This is a genomic window from Kitasatospora sp. NE20-6 (genome assembly GCF_045862635.1).
In genome coordinates this window covers 39,163-62,004 of the sequence record NZ_BPRL01000018.1, presented here as the reverse complement: position 1 = coordinate 62,004, position 22,842 = coordinate 39,163, and the positions used below count along the sequence as shown (strand labels likewise).

Sequence of the window (22,842 nt, the reverse complement as noted above, 5' to 3'; positions counted from 1 at the left end):
GAAGACGGACGTGCGTCCCCACCCCCGGCTCTGCCATGCTCGGGCCCGTGCCAGCCCGTAACCGCCGCCTTCCGCGCCACCTGTCGTGGCCGCTCACACCGACGGACATCCGGACGGCGCTCGGCGACCGGCTGGCCGAGGTCGATGAGGTGCACTTCGACGACCGGCCCTGGGACGACGGCACCCTGCTGCACGTCGCCTTCACCCCGGTCGTCCCCTCCAACCACGGGAACGGGATCCACCCCGACCGCTGGCTCCGCATCCAGGTCTCGGTCGCCCCGCTCCCGGCCGCCGACCGGGCTGCCGCCCGCCACGTCCTGCAGCAGCACGCCCTGGCGGAGCTGCGCGCCTGGATCGACGGCGCCCGCCGTGCGCCCGAGGCGTGGACCCTGACCCGGCACAGCCGCTCGTGGTGCCTCGCGGGCAGCTCCGCCGCCCACCGCGACGACGGCAGGCCGTACCGCTGACGGGGCGGTACGCGGTGGCCACGGCGAGCCCCTGCCCGCGATCATGTGGCGACGGACGCCCGGCTGCCGGGCGGTAGGACGATCGGGCGCGTGCGCGCCACCTCCGGGGATGCCGGGGCCGAGGTGCCGGCCCTGTACGGTCCCGGACCGGGTGAGGCGATCAACGGGTTGCGACGGAGCGGGTGTTCGGCGTGGTCACCCGTGCACGGGGTCAGTCACCGCCGCCGCCGTTGGTGGTCCGGTCCAGGCTCCGGCTCCGGCTCCGGCTCCGGCCTCTGTCGACGCAGCGCAGCATCTCGCCCACGACGAGCGTCACGGTCGCCACGGCGCGCACCCAGCGGGGCCCGCCCCTGTCCGCCCACACGACGCACACGCATCCGCCGACGGCCAGCACCAGCGCGCCCAGCAGCAGAACCGTCATGTCTCGCATCCCTGCAATCGTCCGTACCGTGCCGGTGATCCTGCCAGGCGCAACGCCCCCGTGCACAGCCTGGGACGGCGGGGGCGCGCCGACGTCGCGCACGGGTGGGGTGCGGCTACTGCTCGATCCGCAGGTTCCATCGCACGCCGGGCGGGGCGTCGACGCTCACGTGGACGTCCTGCGCCGCTTCGAGGTGGAAGACGTCGAGCAGCGGGGTCACGGCCGCAGTGTCGCAGGGCACCGTGCTGGTCGACACGGGGTCGACGTGCACGGTCAGGGAGCCGCCCGTGCAGTACATCGTGACGTCCATCTCGCCGGCCCGGGCGGAGAAGCTCCCGACGGTGGAGCCTGCCTCACGGAGCGGTACGGCGACGAGTGTCCTCTTTCCCCCCGTCGGGGGAGGCAGCTCCGGAACGTCCGGCTGCCGGTGGGCTGTCGGGTTCGGCGCGGTCGGTACGGCTGTCACGGTCGCTACGGCTGTCACGGACGGTACGGCTGTCACGGTCGGCGTCGGTACCGCCCGGTTCCCGCCCGTCCCGGAGCATCCGGCGAGGAGGGCCGTCGAGGCCAGGACGGCGACCGCCGCCGGCACGTGTCGGGTCATCGCGGTGAACGGCCCCCCCGTGGACGTCGTTTCGGAGTTCGAGGATGGAAGATCCCTGATGCTCCGTCAAGAGCACCGAAGAGCGAGGGCTTTCCGCGGGGACACCGGCCGTGGCCGCCGCCGCGCACCCGCCGGGGGCCGCTCGGGCAGGGGTCTTCAGTGCACCTAGGGGGCCGCCGGACGGCCGGTCCGGTGCGCCGGGGTCCGGTGCGGGTATGGGTCGTAGGGGTGGCGCGGTTCCAGGCGGATGCGCGCGTCGACGCCGGTCAGGGAGTCCGGGCGGGCGATCAGCGGGTCGAGGTCGACCTCGACGAGCTGGGGCAGGTCCGTCGCCATCCGGGAGAGTCCGGCGAGGACGTGCCGGACGGCGCCGAGGTCGGCCTGCTGCGTGCCGGCGGGGCCGAGGAGCAGCGAGGAGTTGCGCAGGTCGGTGACCATGGTGGTGAGGTCGTGCTCGGTCAGCGGGGTGAGCCGGGCGGCGCGGTCGTCGGGGCTGCCGGTGATGGTGCCGGTGGCGGTGCCGCGGAGAGCGAGGACGACGAGGGAGCCGAAGACCTGGTCCTGGACGATTCCGGTGAGCAGTTCGAGGCCGGGTGCGGCCATCGGCTGGACGACCACGCCGTCCATGCGGTCCCCGAACTGGGCCGTGAACTGCCGGTGTGCGGCGAGTACTTCGGCGTCGTCGGCCAGTCCTGTCCGGACGGCGCCGACCCGGCCCTTGTGGATCTGGTCGGGCCAGTAGGCCTTCAGGACGGTCCTGCCGCCGTGGCCGTACTGGCGCAGGACGCGGGCGGCGAGGACGGCCTGCTGCTCGCCGTGCGCCCACCGGAAGGGGGTGTGGGGGATGCCGTAGCAGGCGAGCAGGCTGGCGGTGTCGTTCGGGTCGAGCAGGCCGCCGTCGGGGCGGGTGCGGAGGAAGGCTTCGGCGAGCGCGCGGGCCGTCGGGGTGTCGGCGACCGGCGGCGCCGCCTCGGCGGCCGGTTCGGCCAGTCGCCGGGCGCGGTCCCGGGCGTGGGCCAGGGCCCGGGCGGCGGCGGCCGGGTCGGCGTAGGACGGCAGGAGGCCGTTTCCGCAGGCCAGGTAGCGGACGGGTGGTTCCTGGCCGACCTGGACGGCGGCGACGGGGATGCGCCGCCGGGCCGGGCCGTCCAGCAGGGCGCGGACGGTTCCGGGCCCGTCGCCCGTGGTCGTGCCCGTGCCCGTGCCCATGCCCGTGGTCAGGGCGGTCGGCACGAGGCAGACCAGCAGGGCGTCGACGGTCTCCTCGCGGGCCAGCAGGTCGAGGCAGGCACGGATCTGCTCCGGGTGGGCGGCGGCCGTGGTGTCCACCGGGTTGGCGGTGCTCGCGCCGCCCGGCAGGAGACCGGCCAGGGCAGCGGCCGTCGCGGCGGGGAGTTCGGGCAGGAGGAGCCCGGCCTCGGCGCACGCGTCGGCCGCGAGGATGCCGATCCCGCCCGCGTTCGAGATCACCGCGACGGCGCCGCGCGGGCCGGGCAGCGGCTGTGCGTGCAACAGCGCCGCGGCTTCGACGAGTTCGGCGATGCTGCGGGTGGCGGTGATGCCGGCCTGCCGGAAGAGCGCCTCCCGGGTCACGGCCGGGGTGGCCGACGCTGCGGTGTGCGCGGAGGCACCGCGGCGGCCGGCGGCGGAGCGGCCCGCGTCGACGGTGAGGACGGGCAGCCGCCGGGTCACCCGGCGGGCCGTACGGGCGAACGCCCGGGGGTTGCCGAACGAGTCGAGGTGCAGCAGCGCGAGGTCCGTGCGGCCGTCCTCCTCCCACCACCGCAGCAGGTCGTCGCCGCTGACGTCGTACTTGTCGCCGAGCGAGACGAAGCTGGAGACGCCGATGCCGAGGTGGGCCAGCCGTTCCAGCAGGGCGATCCCGATGCCGGCGGACTGGACGGCGATCCCGGCCGTGCCGGGGACGGGCGCCACGCCGCCGAACTCGGCGTCGAGACGCACCGCGGGGTCGGTGTGGGCGACGCCGATGCTGTTCGGCCCGACGAGCCGCATGCCGTGGCGGCGGCAGGCGCGCACGAGTCCGCGGGCCCCGTCCGGGGAGAGGCCCGCGGTGACCACCACGAGCGCGCGGGCCCCGGCGCGTCCGCACTGCTCGGCCGCCTCCGCCACCGCGCCGGGCGGCACGGCGAGCACGGCGAGGTCGGGAGCGCCGGGCAGCTCGGCGATCGACCGGTGGGCGGGCAGGCCCGCGATCTCGTCCGCGTGCGGGTTGACGGCCCGGAGGTCGCCGGTGAACGCCCCCTCGTGGATCTTCAGCAGGACGGCCCGGCCCACCGAGCCGGGACGTCTGGAGGCGCCGACGACGGCGATCGACCTGGGGCAGAGCAGCGCGGCGAGGCCCGCGACGTCGGCGGCCCGTCCGCGCCGGTCGGCCGCCTCGCGGTCGCGCTCGTCCTCCTCGTCGAGCGGCACCCGCAGCCGGGCCCCGTCCTGCCCGCCCCGGCGGTGGACGGGCAGGCCCAGGTCGGAGAAGAGCCGGTGCACGGCCTGGTTCCCGGCCGCGGTGTCGGCATCGAACTCCCGTACCCCGCGCTCGCGGGCGGCGTGCACGAGGTGTTCCACGAGCAGCGTGCCGACGCCTCGGTGGCTCCAGGAGTCGGCGACCGCCAGGGCGAGTCGGGCGGTGTCCGACCGGCCGTCGGTCGTCTCGCAGTCCACCTCGCCGACGAGGTCCGCCGCGACCCAGGCGCCGAGCGCGAGCAGGCCGGGCCGGGGTGGTCCGCAGAGCCGGTCGGCGGCGAGGGCCGGCGCGCGGCGGCCGGGGCCGGGGAACCGCAGGTGCCCGCCGTGCCCGGACAGCCCGGCGGTGTACAGCTCGTGCACGGCGTCGCGGTCGGTGGGGCGCAGCGGGCGGACGACGGCGGTGGTGCCGTCGGTCAGCAGGGCTTCGGCCGGCGCCGGGGGGTCGTCGCTGCTGGGCATCTGCGGCTCCTCGGTCGGGCCAGGGCGGGGCGTTCCGGGCGGGCGTCCGGTGTGCCCCGTCCTTCCAGGCTCACTCCTGCCGGGCCGCACCGCACGGCCGGGAGGGCGTCACCGGGTCTCCCCGGCCGCGGGCAGGTCGAGGATCTCCGACACGGGGCGGCGCGGTGTGGCCGGTCCGGGTGGCCCGTAGCCGATCCGGACCACGAGCTGGACGAAGCCCGGTCCCTGTTCCGGCTCGCGCAGCAGGGCCCGGGTGTCCGGCCACTCGACGGCCTGGTGCAGCACGGTCAGCCGGACGCCGCGGGCCGTGGCCAGCAGCCAGACCCGTTCCAGCGCCTGACCGGCCCGGAGCCAGTCGGCGGGGTCGTCGCCGTGCGTGGTGAGGGTGCAGACCTGCGGGAGCGCCTCGAAGCGTTCCGTGGGAAGGACCTGCCGGCCGGCGGTGAAGCTCCGCATCGGCACGCGGGCCTCGTGGTCCTGCGGGCCCAGCACCGACGCGGGGATTCCGTCGGTCGCCGGTGTCTCCGGGCGCAGCCAGCCGCGGGTCTCCGCCTGGCGGGCCACGTCGGCCTCGGTACGGGCCTCGGCCTCCGCGGTGAGGGCCAGCACCCGCCGGACCCCGGCCTCCTCCAGCAGCGTGAGGCGCACGCCCTCGGTTTGGGCGGCGTCGATCAGTTCCCCGGCCACCGTCTCCGGCACGTCGCGGCCGGCGAACGGCCGGCGGGCGGAGTGGCGGTGCGGGATGGCGGCGTACAGCCCGGGGTCGACGACCGCCGGGGGCCCGGTCAGGGAGACGACCGCGAGCAGGTCCGGCCGGGCCGGGTCCGGCAGCAGCTGCACCACCGGCGTGCGGCCGAGGTGGGCGGCCGCGGCGCGGAGGTTGAGGAGCGCCGCACCGACGGAGATGTGCAGGGCGCGGCCGACCGGGTCGGTCAGGGGGACGGCGCGGGTGCGGTCCGCGTACACCTCCACCCCGTCCGGCTCCACCCCGTCCGGCCCGGCGGTCGGACGGAAACGCCAGGGCTGGCTGTTGTGCAGGGACGGCGCCGCGCCCGCAGCTGCCACGAGGAGCCGCAGGTCGGCGAGGGTCGGCAGTGTCGCGATCATGGTGGATACTCCTTGCCCTCATGCCCTCGGCGGTGCGTCTCCGGGACGGGAGCAGCACCCCGCTGTCTCCAGCGTGCACCGCCGGCCGGTGCGTGCGAAGAGTCGTTGGACCCCTCTGTGGCAGCCCGCCGCGCCGGGGGCTGCGGCCCTCGCCGGCCGGGCCGGCGGCGTGCGCAGTGCCGTCCGACGACCAGCACGTCGACGTGATCACCAGGAGACCCGCGCCGATGATCCAGCCCGCCGTTCCGTATCACCGTGAGTCGGGCCGGGCTCCGGTTGACCCGAAACGTCGGTTCGACCGAGGCCGGTCGACTGACAGTGACGATGTTCGTGGTGATGTTGCCAGCGAGTCTGACCCATCGACTGACTGACGCTTCGGCTGTCCTGTTCGCGATTTGTCGGCTCGTTGGCACGTCATCACGCACGCGGCCGGACGGGCGTTTGTGACTTCATAGGAGCCTGGCCAGAGGCCCCGTCACTGTCTTGTCCACCCGCCCGACCGGCGCGTGCCGCCCTCGGCTCGGACAAGCGGCAAGGACGGACATGACCAGCATGACGCACGACGGTTCGGAGATCACCGGCGGAGTCGACACTCACGGCCTGACCCACCATGCGGCGGTGATCGACCCTCTTGGCCGGCATCTCGCCGATCGGGAGTTCCCGGCCACCGTCCGCGGCTACCGGGACCTGCTGGACTGGATGCGCTCGCACGGCGAGCTGACAGCGGTCGGCGTGGAGGGAACCGGCGCCTACGGCGCCGAACTCGCCCGGGTACTGACCGCCGCCGGGGTCACTGTCGTCGATGTCGACCGCCCGGACCGCAAGACCCGGCGGCTGCGAGGCAAGTCCGACCCGATCGATGCCTACGCCGCTGCCACGGCGGTGGCCTCCGGGCGGGCCACCGGCATCCCGAAGAGCCGCGACGGCCTGGTCGAGGCCGTGCGTGTGCTGCGGGTCGCCCGTCGCAGCGGTGTCAAGGCCCGCACCCAGGCAATGAACCAGATCCGCAGCACGCTCGTCTCCGCCCCGGCGGCGTTGCGAGAGCAGGTCGCGGGACTGCAGCGTGCCTCCTTGATACGCGCGCTCGCCCGGTTGCGGCCCGGCACGGACCTGTCCACGCCGCTGGCCGCGACCAAGGCGGCCCTACGGCGCCTGGCCCGCCGCCACCAGGCTCTGGACGAGGAGATCACCGAGCTCGATGCCGAGATCGGCCCGCTGGTCCGACGAGCCGCGCCGGAACTGCTCGCGCTGTTCGGCGTCGGCCCCGAGACCGCTGGCCAGCTCCTCGCATCCGCCGGGGACAACCCTGAACGGATGCGCTCCGAGAGTGCGTTCGCACACCTTGCCGGGGTCGCACCGATCCCCGCGTCCTCCGGCCGCACCCACCGCCACCGCCTCAACCGCGGCGGCGACCGGGCCGCCAACAACGCCCTGCACACCATCGTCCTGGTCCGCATGCGCTACGACGAACGCACCCGCGCCTACGTCGCCCGCCGCACCAAGGAAGGGCTCTCGAAGAAAGACATCACGCGTTGCCTCAAACGCTTCGTCGCCCGCGAGGTCTACCGCGCGCTCACCAGCACAACAGCCGCACAAATCACTCGAAACGACCTCGTGCCTGCCGCTTGACGTCTATAGGAGCATCGCCGAGTTCAGCCGCGTGGGAGGATCCGGTCCCATGACGGTCAACGGTCGGCTCTGGTCCGGCAGCGGGCTTCACGAAGATCAGATCGTCCGGTGCGAGGTCGTCGGACACCGCGGGCGCTTCGGTGTCGAGGTCTCCGTCGTCGAGCCCCGGTCCGACGCCACCGCGTTCATCGACTTCGTACTGCTGACCGACGAGAACAGGCACCTCACCCCGGACGAGTTCCCGCCGATCGGGAGCCTGCTCGACGCTGTGACCATGGACTTTCACCCGAACGGCGAACTGCGGCTGTGCGCCCGCCCGTCCTCACTGGCGCGTCGGCGGATCCTGGACGGCCGGGTGAGGTGAGGCCACGAAGGCAGTGCCCGGCCCGCTCGGCCTCGTCGACCGCTGACTGCCGTCCGGCGGTGCTCCGGTTCGGCCGCGATGGGACAGGAACCGACCGCCGCGGTCTTCAGGACGTACGGAGTACGCGCTTGCGGAGGAGGTCGGGTTCGGCCCGGCCGAACATCCGGCGCTTGATCGTCTCGATGCGGTTGACGTGCCCCTCCGACGGCCGGGAGTCACGGTCCCTCCAGCGGGTCGGCGAGGCGGCGGTACCACCAGAACTCCGTGCGCCAGTGGCGTCGGTGGGTGAACGGGTCGGGGAGCGTGCGTCGCCGGAAGGTGGTGTCCAGGGGGCGTAGGAGCCGGAGGAGTTCGGCGCGGGCCCGTACCGGCAGCTCGCGGAGGATCTCGTCCAGCACGTCACGTGCGTGGCGGACGTCGTCGAAGGAGCAGCCCGGGCACGAGCAGGGCGCCTCCCGCGGGTACAGGGGGCGTCTGCCGGGTGGGCTCAGGAACTCCCGGTACCGGCGGAGTGCCCAGTCGGTGGCACCGGGGTGGAGGTACCAGCTCCCGCCGGCTCGCTCGGCCCGGTGCACCGCCAGGCTCGTTCCGGTGGAGAGGCCGCGGATCCTGGGCGGCGGGGCAGGTCCCCAGAGGCGGGACGTCACGTGGTCGCCGCGCAACGCGCGGGGCGGTCTACGCGGCATCGGCCTTTCGACATGTGGTCACGGCAGCACGATGCCATGCCGTCCCGGTGCGTGTCATGTGGATTCCCCGCCCCTCCACGCGCCCCCGGCAACACCCGGACCGCAGGCAGCACCCGGGCCGCAGGCAGCACCCGGGCCGCAGGAAATCTTGCGTCACCGGCCGGAAGAGATGCGCCACTTCGGGGGTCTCGTACCGCAAGATCTTCTGTCACCCGGGAGAACCCCGCCGGTCCGACCTCCGGTCAGGAGGCCGCACCGGCCCGTCGCCGGTACTGGCCGGGCGGCACGCTGTGGGCCCGTTTGAACGCCTTGGCGAACGCGAACTCGGAGCCGTAGCCGACCCGTTCGCCGACGACGGCGATCGGGGTGTCGGAGTGGCGCAGCAGCCGGGCGGCCGTGGTCATCCGCCAGCGGGTGAGGTACGTGAGCGGGGGTTCGCCGACCAGGCCGGTGAACCGGCGGGCGAAGGCGGCGCGGGAGAGGCCCGCACTGTCGGCGAGCGACTCGACCGTCCAGGCGCGGCCGGGGTCACGGTGGATGGCGCGCAGGGCCGGGGCGATGGCCGGGTCGGTCAGTGCGGCGGCCCATCCGGCGGTGGCGTCGGCCGGCTGGTCGTCGAGCCAGGCGCGGAGGATGTAGAGGAGCAGCAGGTCGATCAGCTCGCCGACGATGCCGTCGGATCCGGGTCTGGGGTCGTCCAGTTCGGCGCCGAGCATGTCGATCGCGGCGCGCAGGGCGTGGTGGCGGTCGCGCCGGGCGGGCAGGTGGATCATCTCGGGAAGGCCGGCGACCAGGGGGTGGGGGCGTTCCTGGTCGAGGTGGTAGGAGCCGCAGAGCAGCACCGTACGGGCGCCGGGGCCGTCGATGGCGAACCGGCCGATCGGCGAGGTGCGGTCGGTGCGGTCGGGACGGAAGTCGGTGGCCGGGGAGTCCGGGTCGTCGGTCAGGGCGTGCTCGGCGCCGCTGCGCAGGAAGATCACGTCACCGGCGGCCAGGGCGAGGGACGAGCCGTCGGGCCGGACGAGCCAGCAGGAGCCCGCCAGCACCACGTGGAAGGCCGCACCGGTGGCCTCGTGGAAGCGCAGCCCCCAGGGCGCGCGGCACTCGGTGCGGGCCGTCCGAGGGCTCTCCGACCGCATGGAGGCGACGGCCTCGGTGAGGATGTCCATGCGGACACCCTACGCCGATACGCACGGACAGAGAGACGATCAGACAGGAAAGAGAGAGTTTCGACTATTCAGCGTCTCCCGTCGGCCGCCTAGGTTTGTTCCCAGGCCCGGACGACACGATCCGCGCCACCGACGGAAGGACCCCCGCCGTGCGCACCATCGACCAGCAGTCCTACGGAGAGCCCGGCGTCCTCCGGATCACCGAGGCGGAACGGCCGGAACCGCGGGTCACCGAGGTCCTGGTGCGGGTCCGCGCCGCGGGGGTCAACCCCGTCGACACCTACACCCGTTCGGGGGCGTTCCCGCTCCTGGGCGAGCCTCCCTTCGTCCTCGGCTGGGACGTCTCCGGCGTGGTCGAGCAGGTCGCGCCGGGCGTGAACCGCTTCGCCGTCGGCGACGAGGTCTACGGCATGCCGCACTTCCCGCGGCCGGCCGGGGGCTACGCCGAGTACGTCACGGCGCCGGCCCGGCAGCTCGCCCGCAAGCCGAAGGGGCTGGACCACGCGCAGGCCGCCGCACTGCCGATGGCCGGGCTGACCGCCTGGCAGGCCCTGGTCGACGCGGCCGGACTGCAGGCCGGGCAGCGGGTGCTGGTCCACGGCGGGGCCGGCGGGGTCGGACACCTCGCCGTGCAGATCGCCAGGGCCCGCGGCGCCGAGGTCTTCGCGACGGCGAGCGCCGCCAAGCACGATTTCCTCCGCGAGCTCGGCGCCGACCACACGATCGACTACACCGAGGCGGACTTCACCGCCGGGCTGCGCGGGCTGGACGTCGTGTTCGACACGGTCGGGAACGGCAACGGCCTCCGCTCGCTGCCCGTCCTGCGGGACGGCGGCGCGCTGGTCACGATCACGGAGCATTTCGACCCGGAGCTCGCCGCCCTCACCGCGGCGGCCGGCAGGCGGTACGCCGGAGTCGTGGTCGAGCCTGACCACGTCGGGCTGGAGGCACTGACCGAACTGGTCGAGACGGGCCTCCTGCGTCCGTACGTCGAGCACGTCCTCCCGCTGGAGGAGGCGGCCACGGCGCACGCCCTGGTCGAAACCCGCCGCACCCGGGGCAAGATCGTCCTGACTCTCTGATCCTCTGATCCCGGGGCTCCGGGAGCGCCTGAGGAGCGGGCCTGTGCCGAGGCTGCGCTGCCCTTCCCGGAGGCAGAGGCAGTCCAGGTGCAGGTACTCCGCACCGTCCCAGGCGCGGTCGCACGGCCGCGGTCACCGGCCCTCCCCCGCCCGCACGGCCGCCCCCGGGATCGCCGTGGCGGGCTCGGGGGCGGCCGGGGGCACGCTCATGCGTCGGTCTCCAGCGGTGTCAGGAAGCGGCGCTCGTACCGCTTGATGCACCTGGTCCTGCGGGCCAGCTCGAAGGCCTCCTGGCAGTCGGGGTCGGCCGCGGCGGCGATGCGGTAGCGCTCGTACTCGGCCAGGCTGCCGAACGTGAAGAGGGCGTACGCGATGTCGCTGTCGCCCTCGCTCGGCAGGAAGTAGCCGTGGTGCGTGCCGCCGAAGCGCGGGACGAGCCGCACCCAGCGCCGGCCGTACTCCTCGAAGTCCGCCAGCTTGTCGGGGTCGATCTCGTACTTCAGATGAACCGTGATCATGTCCGTCCCTCTTCCGCCGCAGGGCGCTCGCGCCTGTCCGGGTCGCCGGTCCGCGGGGACGGCGACCACGGCAGGGCCGTTCGTCGACGACTCGATCATTCCGTCCCGTAGCGCCTCCGACCAGCAGCGGGAACGCCCGCGAACCACAAGATCCCGCCAATCCCGCCAATCCCGCCCCACCGCCGCGCCCACCGGACCGGAGAGGGAGCTGTGACACAGAACGCATGACGCGGCGCGCCAGGCTCTCTACGGTGGAGGCATGAGCATCGGCACACTCCCGCAGCGCACTGTCGGGATCCGGTCAGGCGACGAGATCCACGACGCCCTGCAGCAGTTGCCCACCCGCCGGGACAAGCCGCGCCCGCAAGGCGCCCGGGCCGCCCTCGGGTGGGCACTCGACCCCTGGAAGTCGCCCCCCATCCCCATGGAGCCGTCCCCCGCCGACGTCCTCCTCCGCCTCATGGCCCAGGAACGCACCGCCATCGCCGTACGGCACGACCCCCGGCAGAGCCCGCAGCAGCGCCGCTACGCCCGGGGCGTCGCCCAGGCCCTCGGCTGGATCCTCGGATACAAGCCCGACCTCCCCCTCGCCCGGGCGGAGGCATCCGCCGGACGGTGACCGTACGGCCGTCACACCTGGTTCCGACAGCGCCGCAGCATCGCAGCGCCGCAGCGCCGCGCTCCCCGGCCGCCGGAGAGGGACGTCCCGGCGGCCGGGCCTGAGCGGCGACGGGGCCGGTCCGGGCGGCCGAAGAGGCGTGACGGCCGCCCGGACCGGTACCCCGCCCGACTCCCCGCCTCACCGCCGACCGGTCCGGCAAACCCCTCCACCCGCATCCCGCACGGACGACCGGCCACCCCGTCCGGCCCAGCCGCCCGCCGTCCGGAGCCAGGCGGACCGATCGTCGACCACCGGCCACGTCTGCACCAGGCGGACATCCGGCCCCGGAGCCAGGCGGACGCCTGCCCGGACGACGCTTCCCCGGCGTCGTGATCCAGGGTGACTCCCTGTCGGTCATCAGGGCCACCGTCGAGGAGATCCGGGCGGCGTGCGCAGCCGGAGCAGGCGAGGAGCCCGGGAGACTGCGGAATTCCTCCTGGCCGACCTGGACGAGACCCTCGCGGACTACACGGACGCCTTGACCCGGGGCACGGCATCGCACGGCCGTTCTGAGCGGTCGCGCACGACAGCCCGGCCGGTCGTTCACAGCAACAACAACACGACCGTTGCGCCCGGGCCCCTAATACCGCGGCCGGAATGTGTTTGCGCTCACAACAGAGCCACCGTAAGGCCTCCAGCAGGCCGGATCCACCGGCGGCCCGCACCGCCCACCGGGGCCGGAGCGACTGCCCTCGAAGGCGGTTCACCCACCCCGATACCGGACCGGAGCTGCACATTCCGCCCCCGGCGCACTCCAAAGGCCGACCGCGACGCGGCCGTCGAATCCCTTGACGATGCCCCCGGCGATGCCGACACTGGAATGTGAGCGCTAACAAGTCGCCGCTGGCCACCCACCCGGCCTCCGGGCCGTCCGCACCCCGCACACCCCCAGGGCGCACCACCCGCCCGGAGGTGGCATCGGACCAGGCGTCGCAGGCGCCGGAAGGACCCGCCCGCCCCAGCCGGCGCACCACCGCGCGGCGAGCAGGTCGAAGCTCCGACATCACGCCCCGGGAATGAGGCTCCGATGACCTCCACCGCCGTACTCCCGCTCCACGCCATCGGCGCGCCCTTGCCCGCCGACCCCGGCGCGGCGACCGTCCGGAGCGGATTCGTCGAGCTCCCCGCCGAGGCCCCCTACGTCGGCCGTGCGCGCCGGTTCGCCCGGTGCCTTCTCCGGCGGTGGGGCACCGGCGCCGACCTCGCCGACTCCGCCGTCATGGTGGTCTCCGAGCTGGCGGGCAACGCCGTCCGACACGGCGCCGGACACCTGATCGTCGCGATCACCTCGGAGGCGGCCGTGGTCACCGTCATGGTGACCAGTCGGGCCCCGCAGCGCACCGGAGAGGCCGACCTCGGCGACCCCTGCGAGCGCGGACGCGGGCTGGGCATCGTCGCCGCCCTCGCCGACCACCTGACCGTCGAGTCGACGGACGCCGGCTGGTCCGTCCGCGCCACCCTCACGGAAGGCTCCGCGGCCGGACACGGTGCCGCATCCGACCCTTGACGGTCGGCTCCGGAAGTCCTTCGGGGTTGATCGAGCTGCCGGGGCGACGGAGGATCCCTCGTGCCGGTCGGCGGGTGCGTGCCGGTCGAGCCGGGCCGGCAGGCCGCCGGCGGCGGATCGGCCACGCCGATCGGCAGAAGCGGATGGCGGGGCAACTGCGCCGGAGCCGTCCCTTCGCGGATGGCACAGGCGGGGCGGAGGAACTTCGGTCGTCCGCCGGCTCAGACGGCGGCAGGGCGCCGGAACGCGTCGGCGTTGTGCGCGCACCAGTTGGCGAACGTGCGCGGCCTGCGTTCGAGCAGCCGCTCCACGGTGTCGGTCCGGAAGCCGACCGTGTCGGCGCGCATGAGCGTGAAGGCCTCGGTGATGGCGTCGGCAAGCACCGGGGGTGCTCCGTCGGGGAAGCGGGACCGGAGAGCCTGAGCCGGTGTGACTGCCTCGCGGACCTCGATGTCGCGGCCGATCGCGGCGGCGATGATCCGGACCTGCTCGGTGACGGTCAGCGATTGATCGCCGGTCAGGACGTACTGCTTGCCCTGGTGGCCGTCCTGGGTGAGGGCGAGGGCGGCCACCGCGGCGATGTCGGCGGGGTCGATCGGCGCGTGGCGCCCCGGGCCGACCGGGTCGAGGACGTACCCCTCCTCGCGGATGGTGGGCGCCCATTCGAGGGCGTTGGTCATGAAGCCGCCGGGCCGCAGGATCGTGGCGGGTATGCCGCAGGCGCGGACGATCTCTTCGCGCTCGTGGTGCCAGCGGCCCATCGCGGGCATCGGGTCGCCGATGACGTTGATGGAGGACAGGTGCACGATGTGGCCCACCCCGGCGGCCCGGGCGGCGGAGACGGCATGGGCGGTGTGGGCGGTGCCGATACCCGGCGTCAGGAGGAACAGCTTGTCGACGCCGCTGAAGGCGGACGTCAGCGTCGCAGGGGCGTCCAGGTCGCCGACAGCGCGTTCGGCACGTTCGGGCAGTGCGGCGGCACGGGCGCGGGCGCGCACGAGGATGCGAACCCCGGCGCCCTTCGCGTCGAGCTCGCGGACGAGCTCTCGGCCGATGTTTCCGGTGGCTCCGGTGACCAGTATCATTCGGACTCCGCATAGACGCTAGCCGACTAACGATTACCGCGGAGACGCTAGCCGGTAACTGATTAGCCGTCAATCGACCTGCTGGTGCCCGACCGACACCCACCGGAGACCGCGATGCCCGAGTTCCTGGACCTGCACAGCAGAACGACGAAGGCGCTCCGGACCCTGGCCGACGGGGCCATGCGGCACCACGGCCTGCACCTGGGCCAGAACCACCTGCTCGCCGCGCTGTGGGAACAGGACGGCCGCACACCCGGAGAGGTCGCCGCCACGCTGAGCGTCACGACGCCCACCGTCGTCAAGATGGCCACCAGGATGACCACCGCCGGCCTGCTCACCCGGCGCCGCGACGACCGCGACAACCGCCTCGTCCGGCTCTGGCTCACGGACGCGGGGCGCGCACTGCAGGAACCGATCGAGGCGGAACGACGGTCGATGGAGGAAAAGGTCACCGCAGACCTCACCGAGGCCGAACGCGAACACCTCCTGAGCGCACTGACGAAGATCCACCGGTCGGCGAGCGGTCTGCTGGGCGAGCCGGGCGGCCACGTCGACCCGGCGAGCACCTGACACTTCCACGCCTTCCGCCTGGCAAGTCCCGAAACGGCGCCTTGGCACTCATCGGCGCCCGCGAGGTGGAGGGCGAAGCGCCGGGCGCAGACGCATCCGTTCGCCGTCACTCGATCGGGGCGTTCGACGGCGAACCCGGTCGTTCAGGCTTCCCTGTCAGCGAACCTGGTCGCTCTTCGGCCCTGTGCCTTTGGTCCTGACCGGAGTTCCCTCCGGAGTTCCCTCCGGGGTGAACGAGTGGTGGAAGGTGAAGGCGTGCGGCGCGGAGCCGTGGTCGTGGAGGTGTTCCAGCCTGGAAACCCCGTCCTGCCAGGTGGGTGTCACGCCGTCGGAGACCCACCAGATCACGTAACTCGGGTGTCCTGTCCTCTCGAACCAGTCGTAACGCCTGTTCAGCGCCGCACGGTGCAGACCGGTGTGGACGGCGTCGAAGGCGGGGTACAGATCGGTCCAGAGTGAGAGGGTCGCGGCCAGGGCGGTGGTTTCCACCGTACGGCCCTTGCCGTACCAGGCCGGTACGGCGAACTCTCCCCATGCGCCCCAGTCCGCCTCGAAGAGCATGCCCCGGTCGCCGTCTGCCGGTTCAGCACGGGCGAGGTACCCGGGGTGCCGGCCGATCTTCCGGTAGACGGCCTCACCGATATCGTAGAACTCGTTCGTGAGAGGTGCGGGATCGGCGAGAGGTGACTTCAGGACGCCGAACGTGTACAGCGCAAGACGGGGCATGCGTCTCTCCCTGGTCGGGGGGTGTCTGGTGCGGACCCCGGCTCGACGGCTTACGCACGGGACGAGGATTCGTGGGGCGTGACGACTCGTCCCGTCACGGGCGGCTCAGCCTGAAGCAACTCCTGTGCGCCCGTGGGCGATCGCCGAGGACCAGCTGAAGGTAGCCGCCTCTGCGGGCCATGTCGAAGTTGCGTTTTCCCTGTCCACGTGGCCTCTTGCACCGGCCGTCACTGGGGCTTGTCGGCGGCCGTGGCAGAGTCCAGGTGTGCGGCCGGTCGAGTCCCGGCTGACGGCCACCGGAAACCCAGGTGGACGGCCGTCCGGCCTGCGGTGTTCCTGATCGCTTCCGTGGACGGAGGAGACCCCTCCGTCCGGTTTGCCGGTGTTTGCGAAGCATCGGCGAATCGGCCGAAAAGGTCCTGCGACGAAGTCCGGCAGAGGATTCCTTCTCCGAACTTACTGCCGAGCCTTGCTCGTGGCCACGATGTCGATGGCGACCCGGAGCGGAGTCTCCGCATTCCCCAGTAGTGCCCGGGTGATTGCGATCGCCTGGATGATGCTCATGCCGCGCTCGGCCAGGAGGGTCTGGACGGCCTCCATTCCATCGCTCTCAAGGACCGGCCGGGACTCCTCGACAAGCGCGACCCAGCGTGCGGCTTCCTTGGGACGTAGTCCGATCACGTGGTCAAACACGACTGCTTCCTTCCCGTGCCGAGCCGGCGGGTTGTACTCACGTCCCGTAGGAGCTGACTGCTGCGCTCAGAGCCTTCACGGCGTCATCGTATTGATGGCGGTCGAAATGGAACGGGCCGAATCCCGAGTAGTCGCGTGTCCTGCGGTGGGGCTGTTCGAAGGAGTCCCAGGTCACGCGGTCAGATGTCACTGTGATGCCGGCCATCAGCGGCCAGCATCCCCACTCGCCGCATTCACAGCCGAGCACGGGCGTCTTCGGCCCCATGGCTCCGGTAGATCGTCCGTGGAAGTGGTCTTCCATCAGGCCGAACCGAAAGAACTGCGGGACAAGTCCACCGTAGGCGTCCCCGGCCGGCTGCATCCCAGCATCCATCTCGAACTGGTCGATCAAGTTGGTGAGTGGTGTTCGGTCGATGCACGGGACGACTTCGAGCACGCCACGTTCAGCGTGGCGTCGGCAGTCGAAGTGGATCTCCTGGCTGGTCATATTCTGATTTCCTCCCCTGAACTTGTTCTTGAGCACCGGTCGGGCTGGGGCTGTCAGCGCTGGTGGTAGAGCTCGCGGTAAGTGCGAAAGTCGAAGAAGTACAGGCCGTCGAACTCGGCCCGGACTCGATTTCCTGCAGGGTCCAGGCGCGGCCGGAGTAGTCGTCAGTCGCGACGCCTCCGTGCTCAAGCAGCAGTGCGACCAGTTGGTGGACCTCCGCGGTTCCGTCGATCCGCCCGGAGATGTCGATTGGGACTGCCCAGGCCGGGTGGTGACCGAGGGCCGCTTCGACGGCCGCCACGTCGTCGGGATCCCAGTCGGAGCCCAGGCTGCGACCCCGCTCGCAGGCGGAGATCGCGCTCGTAGGCATCGGCCCCGGAGCCGGGCGCCGGCTGAAGGAGGCCGGACCCGCCGGGGCGTCCCGGATCCGCGCCAAAACGGCCCACGCCGTCGAGCTCGCCACCGTCCTGGGCAGCGACCGGGTCGACCAAGACCTCGGACTCGCGGCCGCGGCAGCGGCCGGACGATTCGCCGACGACGACCTGGTCTCCATCCTGGAGCGCATCGCGGCGAACAGGCCCGTCGGCCAGGTCGTCCGCGCGGACGAGGCCCACTCCGTCCAGAACGGCACCATCAACTGGCAAGCCCTGGGCCGGCAACAGACGGCGGCCCGGGAGTAGAGGGCCGACCGGCCGAAGTCAGTCGCCGAGGAACCACAGATACAGGTGCTGCCCGCGCTCGACGACCTGGCACAGCTCACGGGCCTGCCCGACCCAGTCACCGCCCAAGTCGACAGGAAGCCGGTCGAGTTCCGCCAGCAGCAGCGGCACCTGCCGCTGGTTGAAGACCGCATCCCCATACGGCGTCAGGGCTCGGAGCATCGGGAACTCCGCCGGGTCCAGATCCGCGAAGCCGGCCGTCCACTCCACGCCGGCCTCGGCGCGAGCCACGATGTCCCCGCTGTCTCCACGCACCGCCATATTGATCATCCGCCGAGCCTACCGACGCCCACCGCGACCCACGAAGGAATTACCGACCGTGACGTTTCCCCAGGCCCTGGCCCTGCCCGAGGCCCTCGCCGGCAAAGACGTGGCCCCCTTGACCTGACCCCCGCCCCCAGGAACACCGTCGGCCACAGCCATGGATTTCTGATGGCCCCCGGCCCGTACACCCGACGGCCGCCCACCTGGGCATCTCCATGGCCGTTGACACACGGCCCAAGCCGTCGCCGAGCGGAGGGCCCTTCGACGCCACCACTGGTGCCGGTGCCTCGTCCGAACGAGCAGTTCGCCCGGCGAACAGTTCGAGCAGTTGTCGGCACCAGGACCGACCAGCCGCCCGGGCCTCGATCTCCCGCCCCCGGAGATGCGCCCGACGGGGCCCCGGCACGGGCCGACGTGGGCGAGCACGGGCGGACGCGGCCCGGCACAGGCGGCGAAAAACGCAAGGGCCCGCACCGGATGCGATGTCCGGTGCGGGCCCCTGCTACCAGGCGGGTGCCGTGGCGAAATTACAGCGGGCGAATGTTCTCCGCCTGCGGGCCCTTCTGGCCCTGCGTGACGTCGAACTCGACCTTCTGGCCCTCGAGCAGCTCACGGAAGCCGTTGGCCTGGATGTTCGAGTAGTGGGCGAAGACGTCCGGGCCGCCACCCTCCTGCTCGATGAAGCCGAAGCCCTTTTCCGCGTTGAACCACTTCACAGTGCCATTAGCCATAAAAAATTCTCCTTCAAAGGGGCTGTCCGAGACCCGCACGGTGCGGGCCCCGAGTGCCGCGATGATGACCCACCCGGAGAAAAGATCCGGAAAAAACAAATGCGCCTGCGAAATACCAGCAGGCGCACACCAAGTCCATGGGAACCACTACTGCAACTCCCTTGAACTGTAGCAGGCCCGACAGCGGAACGGCGGGACATCGACCTCCGGGTTCGCGCCGGGTCGCGCAGCGGCCTCCTGCTGCGGCGCCCGAGGTCAGCGCGCCGCTCCCCCGCCGCCGTGGTGGAGGTCGTCGAGGGCCGCGAGGTCGGCGTCCGAGAGGCGGATCGCTCCGGCGGCGACGTTGGCCGTGAGGTGGTCGAGGCCCCCTGTGCCCGGTATCGCCAGGACGTGCGGCCCGCGGTGGAGCGTCCACGCGAGGCGTTTCTGGCCAGGCCGGCGCCGGCCTGGCCCGCGGTGGCCGCGATCGCGTAGAAGGGGACGAAGGCGATGCCCTGCTCGCCGCAGAGCCGCACGAAGCCGTCGTCCTGCGGGCGCACCCCGATGCCGTACCGGTTCTGCACACAGACCACGGGGGCGACGGCCCGGGCCTCGGCGAGCTGGGCGGGGGTGACGTTGGAGAGGCCCAGGTGGCGGACGAGCCCGGCCTCGCGCAGTTCGGCGAGGGCGCCGAAGCGTTCGGCGACGGAGTCGGTGCCGACGATGCGGAGGTTCACGACGTCGAGGTGGTCGCGGCCGAGCTGGCGCAGGTTCTCCTCGACCTGGCCGCGCAGGCGGTCGGGGGTGGCGTGGGGCGCCCAGTGACCGGACGGTCACCCGGCACCGTGGACGCCGTGCCGCGGCGCCGGGGTGCCGGGGTCCCACGGCGGCGCGTCCGCCGTGGTGAAGCCGAACGCATGGGCGTAGAGGGAGAGTTCGGCCGTGAGGCACTGCTCGACGGTGCGCGCGGTGCGGAACCCGTGCTGTTCGCCCTCGAAGGTCAGGTAGGCGTGCGGCACACCGCTGCCCCGCAGGCGGTCCAGGTAGCGTTCGGACTGTTCGGGCGGGCAGACCGCGTCGTCGGTGCCCTGCAGGATGACGAACGGGGTGCGCACGCGGTGCGCACGGCGGAGCGGGGAGACCTCTTCGTAGCGGGAACGCGCCTGCGGCCACGGGCCGATCAGGCTCTCCAGGTACCGGGATTCGAAGTCGTGGGTGCCGCTGACACGCCACTGCTCGGGGTCGAGCAGCGGGTAGTAGATGCCCGCGGCACGGTAGAGGTCGGGCTCCGCCGCCAGCGAGGCTGCGGCCGTCCAGCCGCCGGCACTGCCGCCGCGGATGCCGATGCGGGCCGGGTCGGCGATGCCGCGGGCGATCAGGGCGCGGGCCACCGCCGCGCAGTCCCGGACATCGGTGACGCCCCAGTGCCCGCGAAGCCGTTCGCGGTACGCCCGGCCGAAGCCGGTCGAGCCGCCGTACTGCACGTCGACGACACCGATGCCGCGGCTGGTGAAGAAGGCGATCTCGGGACGGGCGACGAGCCGGCTGCGGGTGGTGGGACCGCCGTGCACCTGGACGAGGAACGGCGGGAGCTCGCCCTCCGGCGCCGCGGCACCGGGATGGTGCGGCGGGTGGACGAAGGCGTGGACCTCCTCGCCGTCCGGCCCGGGCAGGACCTCGTGGCGGCCGTACGGGTGGTGGTCGGCGTGGCGCAGCGGCTCGGCCCGGACCACCTCCGCCCGCGGCCGGCCCCGGCGCGGGGCGCCCGGCGCCGGGGCGGACGGCGCCGCGTGGGACGGCACGGCTCCGGACGGCACGGCTGCGCACGGCACGGCTCCGGACGGCTCCGGGTCGTCCACGGTCACGAGGACGACGGCCCACGGGTCGCGCGGGCCGGCGGCGGTCGCGGCCACCCGTCGGCCGTGCACGGCGAGGCCGACCCACTCGGTGTACGGGGACGGGACGTCGCGGAGCGAGCCGTCCGCCCCGAGTACGGCGAGCCTGCGGTCCGCGGTGCCGTGGGTGACGGCCAGCCGCCCGTCGCCGAGGGGGAGGAACCAGCGCGTGCCGATGCGCCACAGCGGCTCGCCGAACTCCTCGGGACGGGGGCAGAGGGCGCGCGAGGTGCCGTCCAGCCGCACCTCGTGGAGGTTCCACCAGCCGCCGGGGTCGGCCACGACGTGCAGCACGCCGGGACGGTCGGGATCCCACTCGACCTGGCCGACCGAGACGCCGTCGCCCCCGGCGATCCGGCGGGGGGTGCCGAGCCCGCCGTCGGGGGTGACCGGCGCGCACATCAGCTCGGTGGCGTCCCAGGGCATCGCCGGGTGGTCCCAGCCGATCCAGGCGGCGTGCCGGCCGTCCGGCGAGATCCGGGGCCCGGTCATGAAGTGGTGGGTGGCGGCGAGCACCCGCACGGCGCTGCGCGCGTGCGCGGCACTGCCGTCGAGCGGGAGGGCGACCAGCTCGCGCCGGACCTCCGTGCCGGTGCTCCCGGTGAACTCCTCGCGCAGGCACCAGATCTCGTCGCCGACCCGGGTGAAGTCGCAGTAGCGGGCGCCGGCCGGCCGCGCGGGCCGCGGGCTGACGGCGACCGGCGGCGTGCCGGGTGACGCCCGGTGGACCCGTTGGTCGTCCCAGTGCACGAAGACGAATCCGGCCGTGGGGTCGGCGCCTAGCGCCAGCCAGGGCCTGCCGCCGTACTCGATGACGCGCGAGCGGACGTTCCACGCGGGGCCGAGCAGCTCGCGGACCTCGCCGTCGGGGGTGCGGCCGACGAGCGCGCTGCGGCCCGCCTCGGCGGGGCGGGCCTCCGTCCACCAGAGCTCGTCGCCGACGAAGTCGAGCCAGTCGGCGGCGGATTCGCCCTCGGCGACCTCGGCGGCGGTGATCGGGGACGTCCACGTCCCGTACGGCGCGGTGCGCATCGTTTCCTCCTGATGGGAACGGCGGACGGACGGCCCGGCCGGCGGGCGGCCCGGCGAACGGACGGCCGACGGCGGTCAGGTGCCGGGGCCGGGCGGGTGCCGGATCGGCCGTCCCTGGGCTGCTCTTCCCCGTTCCGCGTCGCTCCAGACCTCCGGGCAACAGATTTGGCAATATCTTGCCAAGATGTGCCTCCGCCCGTTACCGTCTGGCCTGCGGAGGGCTGGACCGGGTCGGCCCCGACCCGCACCCCCGCCGGGCCTCGTGAGGAGCACACACATGGGCACGCCGAAATTCAGCGTCGTGATCCCCTACAAGCAGCGGCTGGACAACATCGGGCTGGCCTTCGCCGCACTCGCCGACCAGACCCTCGACCGCTCGGACATCGAGGTCGTGGTCGGCGCCCTGGAGTACGCGCCGGAGTACACCGCCCTGTGCCGGGAGTACGCGGACCGGCTCCGCATCGTCACCGTGACGGCGGACGTGCCGTGGAACCTCAGCCACGCGCGCAACCTGGCCGTGGCCCAGGCCACCGGCGAGGTGCTGGTCTTCCTCGACGCCGACATGATGCTGCCGCCCGGCTGCCTGGAGAACCTCTACACCCGGCACTACGCCCATCGGCAGAACGTCTGCATCGCCGGCGGGATGATCGGCTACGACGACGTGGCCGAACGCGACATCGACACGGTCACCGCCCTGCCGTACAGCCACTACCGCACCATCCTGGCGCAGTTGGAGCAGACCGACGTCAGCGGCATGGACGAGCGCTGGTCGCCCGCCTACCGCTCGCCGATCGCCCGCTTCCCCTGGGTGTACGCGCGCGGCGGGTTCCTCGCCCTTCCCGCCGCGACCCTGCGCCGCCACGGGCTCCACTTCGACGAGGGCTTCGACGGCTGGGGCCCCGAGGACCAGGAGTGGGGGCTGCGCGTCGCCGCCACGGGCACGCCCGTGCTGCTGCCGCAGGACGTGTACGGCGTGCACCTGCCGCACGCCCGCGACATCTCCGCCAACGGTGTCACCGCCGGGGTCAACAACAAGTACTACCTTGCGAAGTGGCCGCGTCTCGACCTCGAACTCGCCCTCGCCTTCGGCTGGCTGGAGGCCGACCGGATCTACCAGGAGGTCGAGCGCGAGCTCGCTGCCGCCGCCGGGGGCGAGGGCCGGGCGCTCGGCGCCGTCCGCGGCACCGTCAACGGCACGGACGTCCTCCTCCTCGGAGTGGTGACCGCGGACGGCGTCCCCCTGCCCTCCCCCGACCTCGACGCCCTGGACGACACACGCGCCCTCCCCGCGGTGCTCCCGCTCGCCGGGTTCGGCCTGCCCCACCCCGACGGCAGCGTCGAGGAGTGCCGCATCCTGCCGCCGGTCGCGGCCCTCGGTGCGCGCTACCGCGACGCGATCCTCCGCGAGGCGGAGCGCGTCGCCCGCAAGGTCACCGCCCCTGCCGGGGCCGCACGGGGCTGAGGCTCGCCGGAGACGCACGAGGCGCCGCCCACCCCCGGGCA

At 73.2% G+C, this 22,842-nt stretch carries 23 protein-coding genes and 1 pseudogene; 9 read left to right on the top strand and 15 right to left on the bottom strand.

Annotated elements, in window-relative coordinates:
- The first annotated feature begins 47 nt into the window (after positions 1-47).
- Entirely contained in the window at positions 48-467 is a 420-nt protein-coding gene (locus SNE206_RS15830) for a hypothetical protein (protein WP_407913995.1), read from the top strand.
- A gap of 211 nt (positions 468-678) precedes the next feature.
- Here SNE206_RS15830 and SNE206_RS15825 read toward each other — a convergent pair whose 3' ends face one another.
- From SNE206_RS15825 to SNE206_RS15810, 4 genes are all read right to left on the bottom strand, one after another.
- The gene (locus SNE206_RS15825; protein ID WP_407913994.1) at positions 679-888 is read right to left on the bottom strand and encodes a hypothetical protein; all 210 of its coding nucleotides are present in this window, start codon (positions 886-888) and stop codon (positions 679-681) included.
- Between the two features lie 115 nt (positions 889-1,003).
- Entirely contained in the window at positions 1,004-1,354 is a 351-nt protein-coding gene (locus tag SNE206_RS15820) for a hypothetical protein (protein WP_407913993.1), read from the bottom strand.
- Between the two features lie 303 nt (positions 1,355-1,657).
- Positions 1,658-4,435, bottom strand: a complete 2,778-nt coding sequence (locus SNE206_RS15815) for a GNAT family N-acetyltransferase (protein WP_407913992.1) — start codon at positions 4,433-4,435, stop codon at positions 1,658-1,660.
- Positions 4,436-4,543: 108 nt separating this feature from the next.
- A complete protein-coding gene (locus SNE206_RS15810; protein WP_407913991.1) occupies positions 4,544-5,542 on the bottom strand; it encodes an Acg family FMN-binding oxidoreductase in 999 nt (332 codons plus the stop codon).
- Between the two features lie 543 nt (positions 5,543-6,085).
- On the opposite strand from SNE206_RS15810, the gene SNE206_RS15805 reads away from it, so the two are divergent.
- Together SNE206_RS15805 and SNE206_RS15800 are read left to right on the top strand one after the other, a co-directional pair.
- A complete protein-coding gene (locus SNE206_RS15805) occupies positions 6,086-7,171 on the top strand; it encodes an IS110 family transposase (protein ID WP_407913990.1) in 1,086 nt (361 codons plus the stop codon).
- 49 nt (positions 7,172-7,220) lie between these two features.
- On the top strand, positions 7,221-7,535 hold the full coding sequence (locus SNE206_RS15800; RefSeq protein WP_407913989.1) for a hypothetical protein: 315 nt from the start codon (positions 7,221-7,223) through the stop codon (positions 7,533-7,535).
- A 215-nt stretch (positions 7,536-7,750) separates the two neighbouring features.
- Here the strand turns inward: SNE206_RS15800 and SNE206_RS15795 are convergent, their stop codons facing one another.
- Complete coding sequence (locus SNE206_RS15795; protein ID WP_407913988.1) at positions 7,751-8,182, bottom strand: hypothetical protein; 432 nt, start codon at positions 8,180-8,182, stop codon at positions 7,751-7,753.
- A gap of 281 nt (positions 8,183-8,463) precedes the next feature.
- The gene (locus SNE206_RS15790; protein WP_407913987.1) at positions 8,464-9,390 is read right to left on the bottom strand and encodes an AraC family transcriptional regulator; all 927 of its coding nucleotides are present in this window, start codon (positions 9,388-9,390) and stop codon (positions 8,464-8,466) included.
- A gap of 149 nt (positions 9,391-9,539) precedes the next feature.
- On the opposite strand from SNE206_RS15790, the gene SNE206_RS15785 reads away from it, so the two are divergent.
- Complete coding sequence (locus tag SNE206_RS15785) at positions 9,540-10,472, top strand: NADP-dependent oxidoreductase (protein WP_407913986.1); 933 nt, start codon at positions 9,540-9,542, stop codon at positions 10,470-10,472.
- A gap of 206 nt (positions 10,473-10,678) precedes the next feature.
- Here SNE206_RS15785 and SNE206_RS15780 read toward each other — a convergent pair whose 3' ends face one another.
- On the bottom strand, positions 10,679-10,990 hold the full coding sequence (locus SNE206_RS15780) for an NIPSNAP family protein (protein WP_407913985.1): 312 nt from the start codon (positions 10,988-10,990) through the stop codon (positions 10,679-10,681).
- Between the two features lie 259 nt (positions 10,991-11,249).
- Between SNE206_RS15780 and SNE206_RS15775 the strand changes: the two genes are divergently transcribed.
- The 3 genes from SNE206_RS15775 (at position 11,250) to SNE206_RS15765 (ending at position 13,158) form a co-directional block, all read left to right on the top strand.
- The gene (locus SNE206_RS15775) at positions 11,250-11,609 is read left to right on the top strand and encodes a hypothetical protein (RefSeq protein ID WP_407913984.1); all 360 of its coding nucleotides are present in this window, start codon (positions 11,250-11,252) and stop codon (positions 11,607-11,609) included.
- Between the two features lie 371 nt (positions 11,610-11,980).
- Positions 11,981-12,133: a hypothetical protein gene (locus SNE206_RS15770; protein WP_407913983.1), complete on the top strand. Its 153-nt coding sequence runs from the start codon at positions 11,981-11,983 to the stop codon at positions 12,131-12,133.
- A gap of 545 nt (positions 12,134-12,678) precedes the next feature.
- A complete protein-coding gene (locus SNE206_RS15765) occupies positions 12,679-13,158 on the top strand; it encodes an ATP-binding protein (protein ID WP_407913982.1) in 480 nt (159 codons plus the stop codon).
- A gap of 221 nt (positions 13,159-13,379) precedes the next feature.
- On the opposite strand, the gene SNE206_RS15760 is transcribed toward SNE206_RS15765, so the two are convergent.
- Entirely contained in the window at positions 13,380-14,243 is an 864-nt protein-coding gene (locus tag SNE206_RS15760; RefSeq protein ID WP_407913981.1) for an NAD(P)H-binding protein, read from the bottom strand.
- Between the two features lie 114 nt (positions 14,244-14,357).
- Here SNE206_RS15760 and SNE206_RS15755 point away from each other — a divergent pair, with 114 nt between their 5' ends.
- Positions 14,358-14,813, top strand: coding sequence for a MarR family winged helix-turn-helix transcriptional regulator (locus SNE206_RS15755; protein ID WP_407913980.1), 456 nt, complete (start codon positions 14,358-14,360; stop codon positions 14,811-14,813).
- A gap of 156 nt (positions 14,814-14,969) precedes the next feature.
- Here the strand turns inward: SNE206_RS15755 and SNE206_RS15750 are convergent, their stop codons facing one another.
- The 7 genes and pseudogenes from SNE206_RS15750 to SNE206_RS15720 form a co-directional block, all read right to left on the bottom strand.
- Positions 14,970-15,539 (bottom strand): DUF3291 domain-containing protein, encoded by a 570-nt coding sequence (locus SNE206_RS15750; RefSeq protein ID WP_407913979.1) that lies wholly within the window; start codon positions 15,537-15,539, stop codon positions 14,970-14,972.
- A gap of 456 nt (positions 15,540-15,995) precedes the next feature.
- Positions 15,996-16,232 (bottom strand): hypothetical protein, encoded by a 237-nt coding sequence (locus SNE206_RS15745; protein WP_407913978.1) that lies wholly within the window; start codon positions 16,230-16,232, stop codon positions 15,996-15,998.
- A gap of 37 nt (positions 16,233-16,269) precedes the next feature.
- The gene (locus tag SNE206_RS15740; protein ID WP_407913977.1) at positions 16,270-16,719 is read right to left on the bottom strand and encodes a hypothetical protein; all 450 of its coding nucleotides are present in this window, start codon (positions 16,717-16,719) and stop codon (positions 16,270-16,272) included.
- Between the two features lie 698 nt (positions 16,720-17,417).
- Positions 17,418-17,708 (bottom strand): hypothetical protein, encoded by a 291-nt coding sequence (locus SNE206_RS15735; RefSeq protein ID WP_407913976.1) that lies wholly within the window; start codon positions 17,706-17,708, stop codon positions 17,418-17,420.
- 521 nt (positions 17,709-18,229) lie between these two features.
- Positions 18,230-18,433: a cold-shock protein gene (locus tag SNE206_RS15730; RefSeq protein WP_111553719.1), complete on the bottom strand. Its 204-nt coding sequence runs from the start codon at positions 18,431-18,433 to the stop codon at positions 18,230-18,232.
- A gap of 255 nt (positions 18,434-18,688) precedes the next feature.
- Positions 18,689-19,242, bottom strand: a pseudogene (locus SNE206_RS15725) (aldo/keto reductase); the annotation flags it as partial.
- Positions 19,243-19,245: 3 nt separating this feature from the next.
- Positions 19,246-21,339 carry an alpha/beta hydrolase family protein gene (locus SNE206_RS15720; RefSeq protein ID WP_407913975.1) on the bottom strand — a complete coding sequence of 698 codons (2,094 nt, stop codon included), beginning with the start codon at positions 21,337-21,339 and terminating at the stop codon, positions 19,246-19,248.
- Positions 21,340-21,616: 277 nt separating this feature from the next.
- On the opposite strand from SNE206_RS15720, the gene SNE206_RS15715 reads away from it, so the two are divergent.
- Positions 21,617-22,801, top strand: a complete 1,185-nt coding sequence (locus tag SNE206_RS15715; protein ID WP_407913974.1) for a glycosyltransferase family 2 protein — start codon at positions 21,617-21,619, stop codon at positions 22,799-22,801.
- The last annotated feature ends 41 nt before the right edge of the window (positions 22,802-22,842 follow it).

What these genes read in the sequence shown, in the direction of transcription:
- SNE206_RS15825 (WP_407913994.1), bottom strand. Translation starts at nt 888, where the DNA reads ATGACGGTTCTGCTGCTGGGCGCGCTGGTGCTGGCCGTCGGCGGATGC.
- SNE206_RS15815 (WP_407913992.1), bottom strand. Translation starts at nt 4,435, where the DNA reads ATGCCCAGCAGCGACGACCCCCCGGCGCCGGCCGAAGCCCTGCTGACC.
- SNE206_RS15810 (WP_407913991.1), bottom strand. Translation starts at nt 5,542, where the DNA reads ATGATCGCGACACTGCCGACCCTCGCCGACCTGCGGCTCCTCGTGGCA.
- SNE206_RS15805 (WP_407913990.1), top strand. Translation starts at nt 6,086, where the DNA reads ATGACCAGCATGACGCACGACGGTTCGGAGATCACCGGCGGAGTCGAC.
- SNE206_RS15800 (WP_407913989.1), top strand. Translation starts at nt 7,221, where the DNA reads ATGACGGTCAACGGTCGGCTCTGGTCCGGCAGCGGGCTTCACGAAGAT.
- SNE206_RS15790 (WP_407913987.1), bottom strand. Translation starts at nt 9,390, where the DNA reads ATGGACATCCTCACCGAGGCCGTCGCCTCCATGCGGTCGGAGAGCCCT.
- SNE206_RS15780 (WP_407913985.1), bottom strand. Translation starts at nt 10,990, where the DNA reads ATGATCACGGTTCATCTGAAGTACGAGATCGACCCCGACAAGCTGGCG.
- SNE206_RS15775 (WP_407913984.1), top strand. Translation starts at nt 11,250, where the DNA reads ATGAGCATCGGCACACTCCCGCAGCGCACTGTCGGGATCCGGTCAGGC.
- SNE206_RS15765 (WP_407913982.1), top strand. Translation starts at nt 12,679, where the DNA reads ATGACCTCCACCGCCGTACTCCCGCTCCACGCCATCGGCGCGCCCTTG.
- SNE206_RS15760 (WP_407913981.1), bottom strand. Translation starts at nt 14,243, where the DNA reads ATGATACTGGTCACCGGAGCCACCGGAAACATCGGCCGAGAGCTCGTC.
- SNE206_RS15755 (WP_407913980.1), top strand. Translation starts at nt 14,358, where the DNA reads ATGCCCGAGTTCCTGGACCTGCACAGCAGAACGACGAAGGCGCTCCGG.
- SNE206_RS15750 (WP_407913979.1), bottom strand. Translation starts at nt 15,539, where the DNA reads ATGCCCCGTCTTGCGCTGTACACGTTCGGCGTCCTGAAGTCACCTCTC.
- SNE206_RS15740 (WP_407913977.1), bottom strand. Translation starts at nt 16,719, where the DNA reads ATGACCAGCCAGGAGATCCACTTCGACTGCCGACGCCACGCTGAACGT.
- SNE206_RS15735 (WP_407913976.1), bottom strand. Translation starts at nt 17,708, where the DNA reads ATGATCAATATGGCGGTGCGTGGAGACAGCGGGGACATCGTGGCTCGC.
- SNE206_RS15730 (WP_111553719.1), bottom strand. Translation starts at nt 18,433, where the DNA reads ATGGCTAATGGCACTGTGAAGTGGTTCAACGCGGAAAAGGGCTTCGGC.
- SNE206_RS15720 (WP_407913975.1), bottom strand. Translation starts at nt 21,339, where the DNA reads ATGCGCACCGCGCCGTACGGGACGTGGACGTCCCCGATCACCGCCGCC.
- SNE206_RS15715 (WP_407913974.1), top strand. Translation starts at nt 21,617, where the DNA reads ATGGGCACGCCGAAATTCAGCGTCGTGATCCCCTACAAGCAGCGGCTG.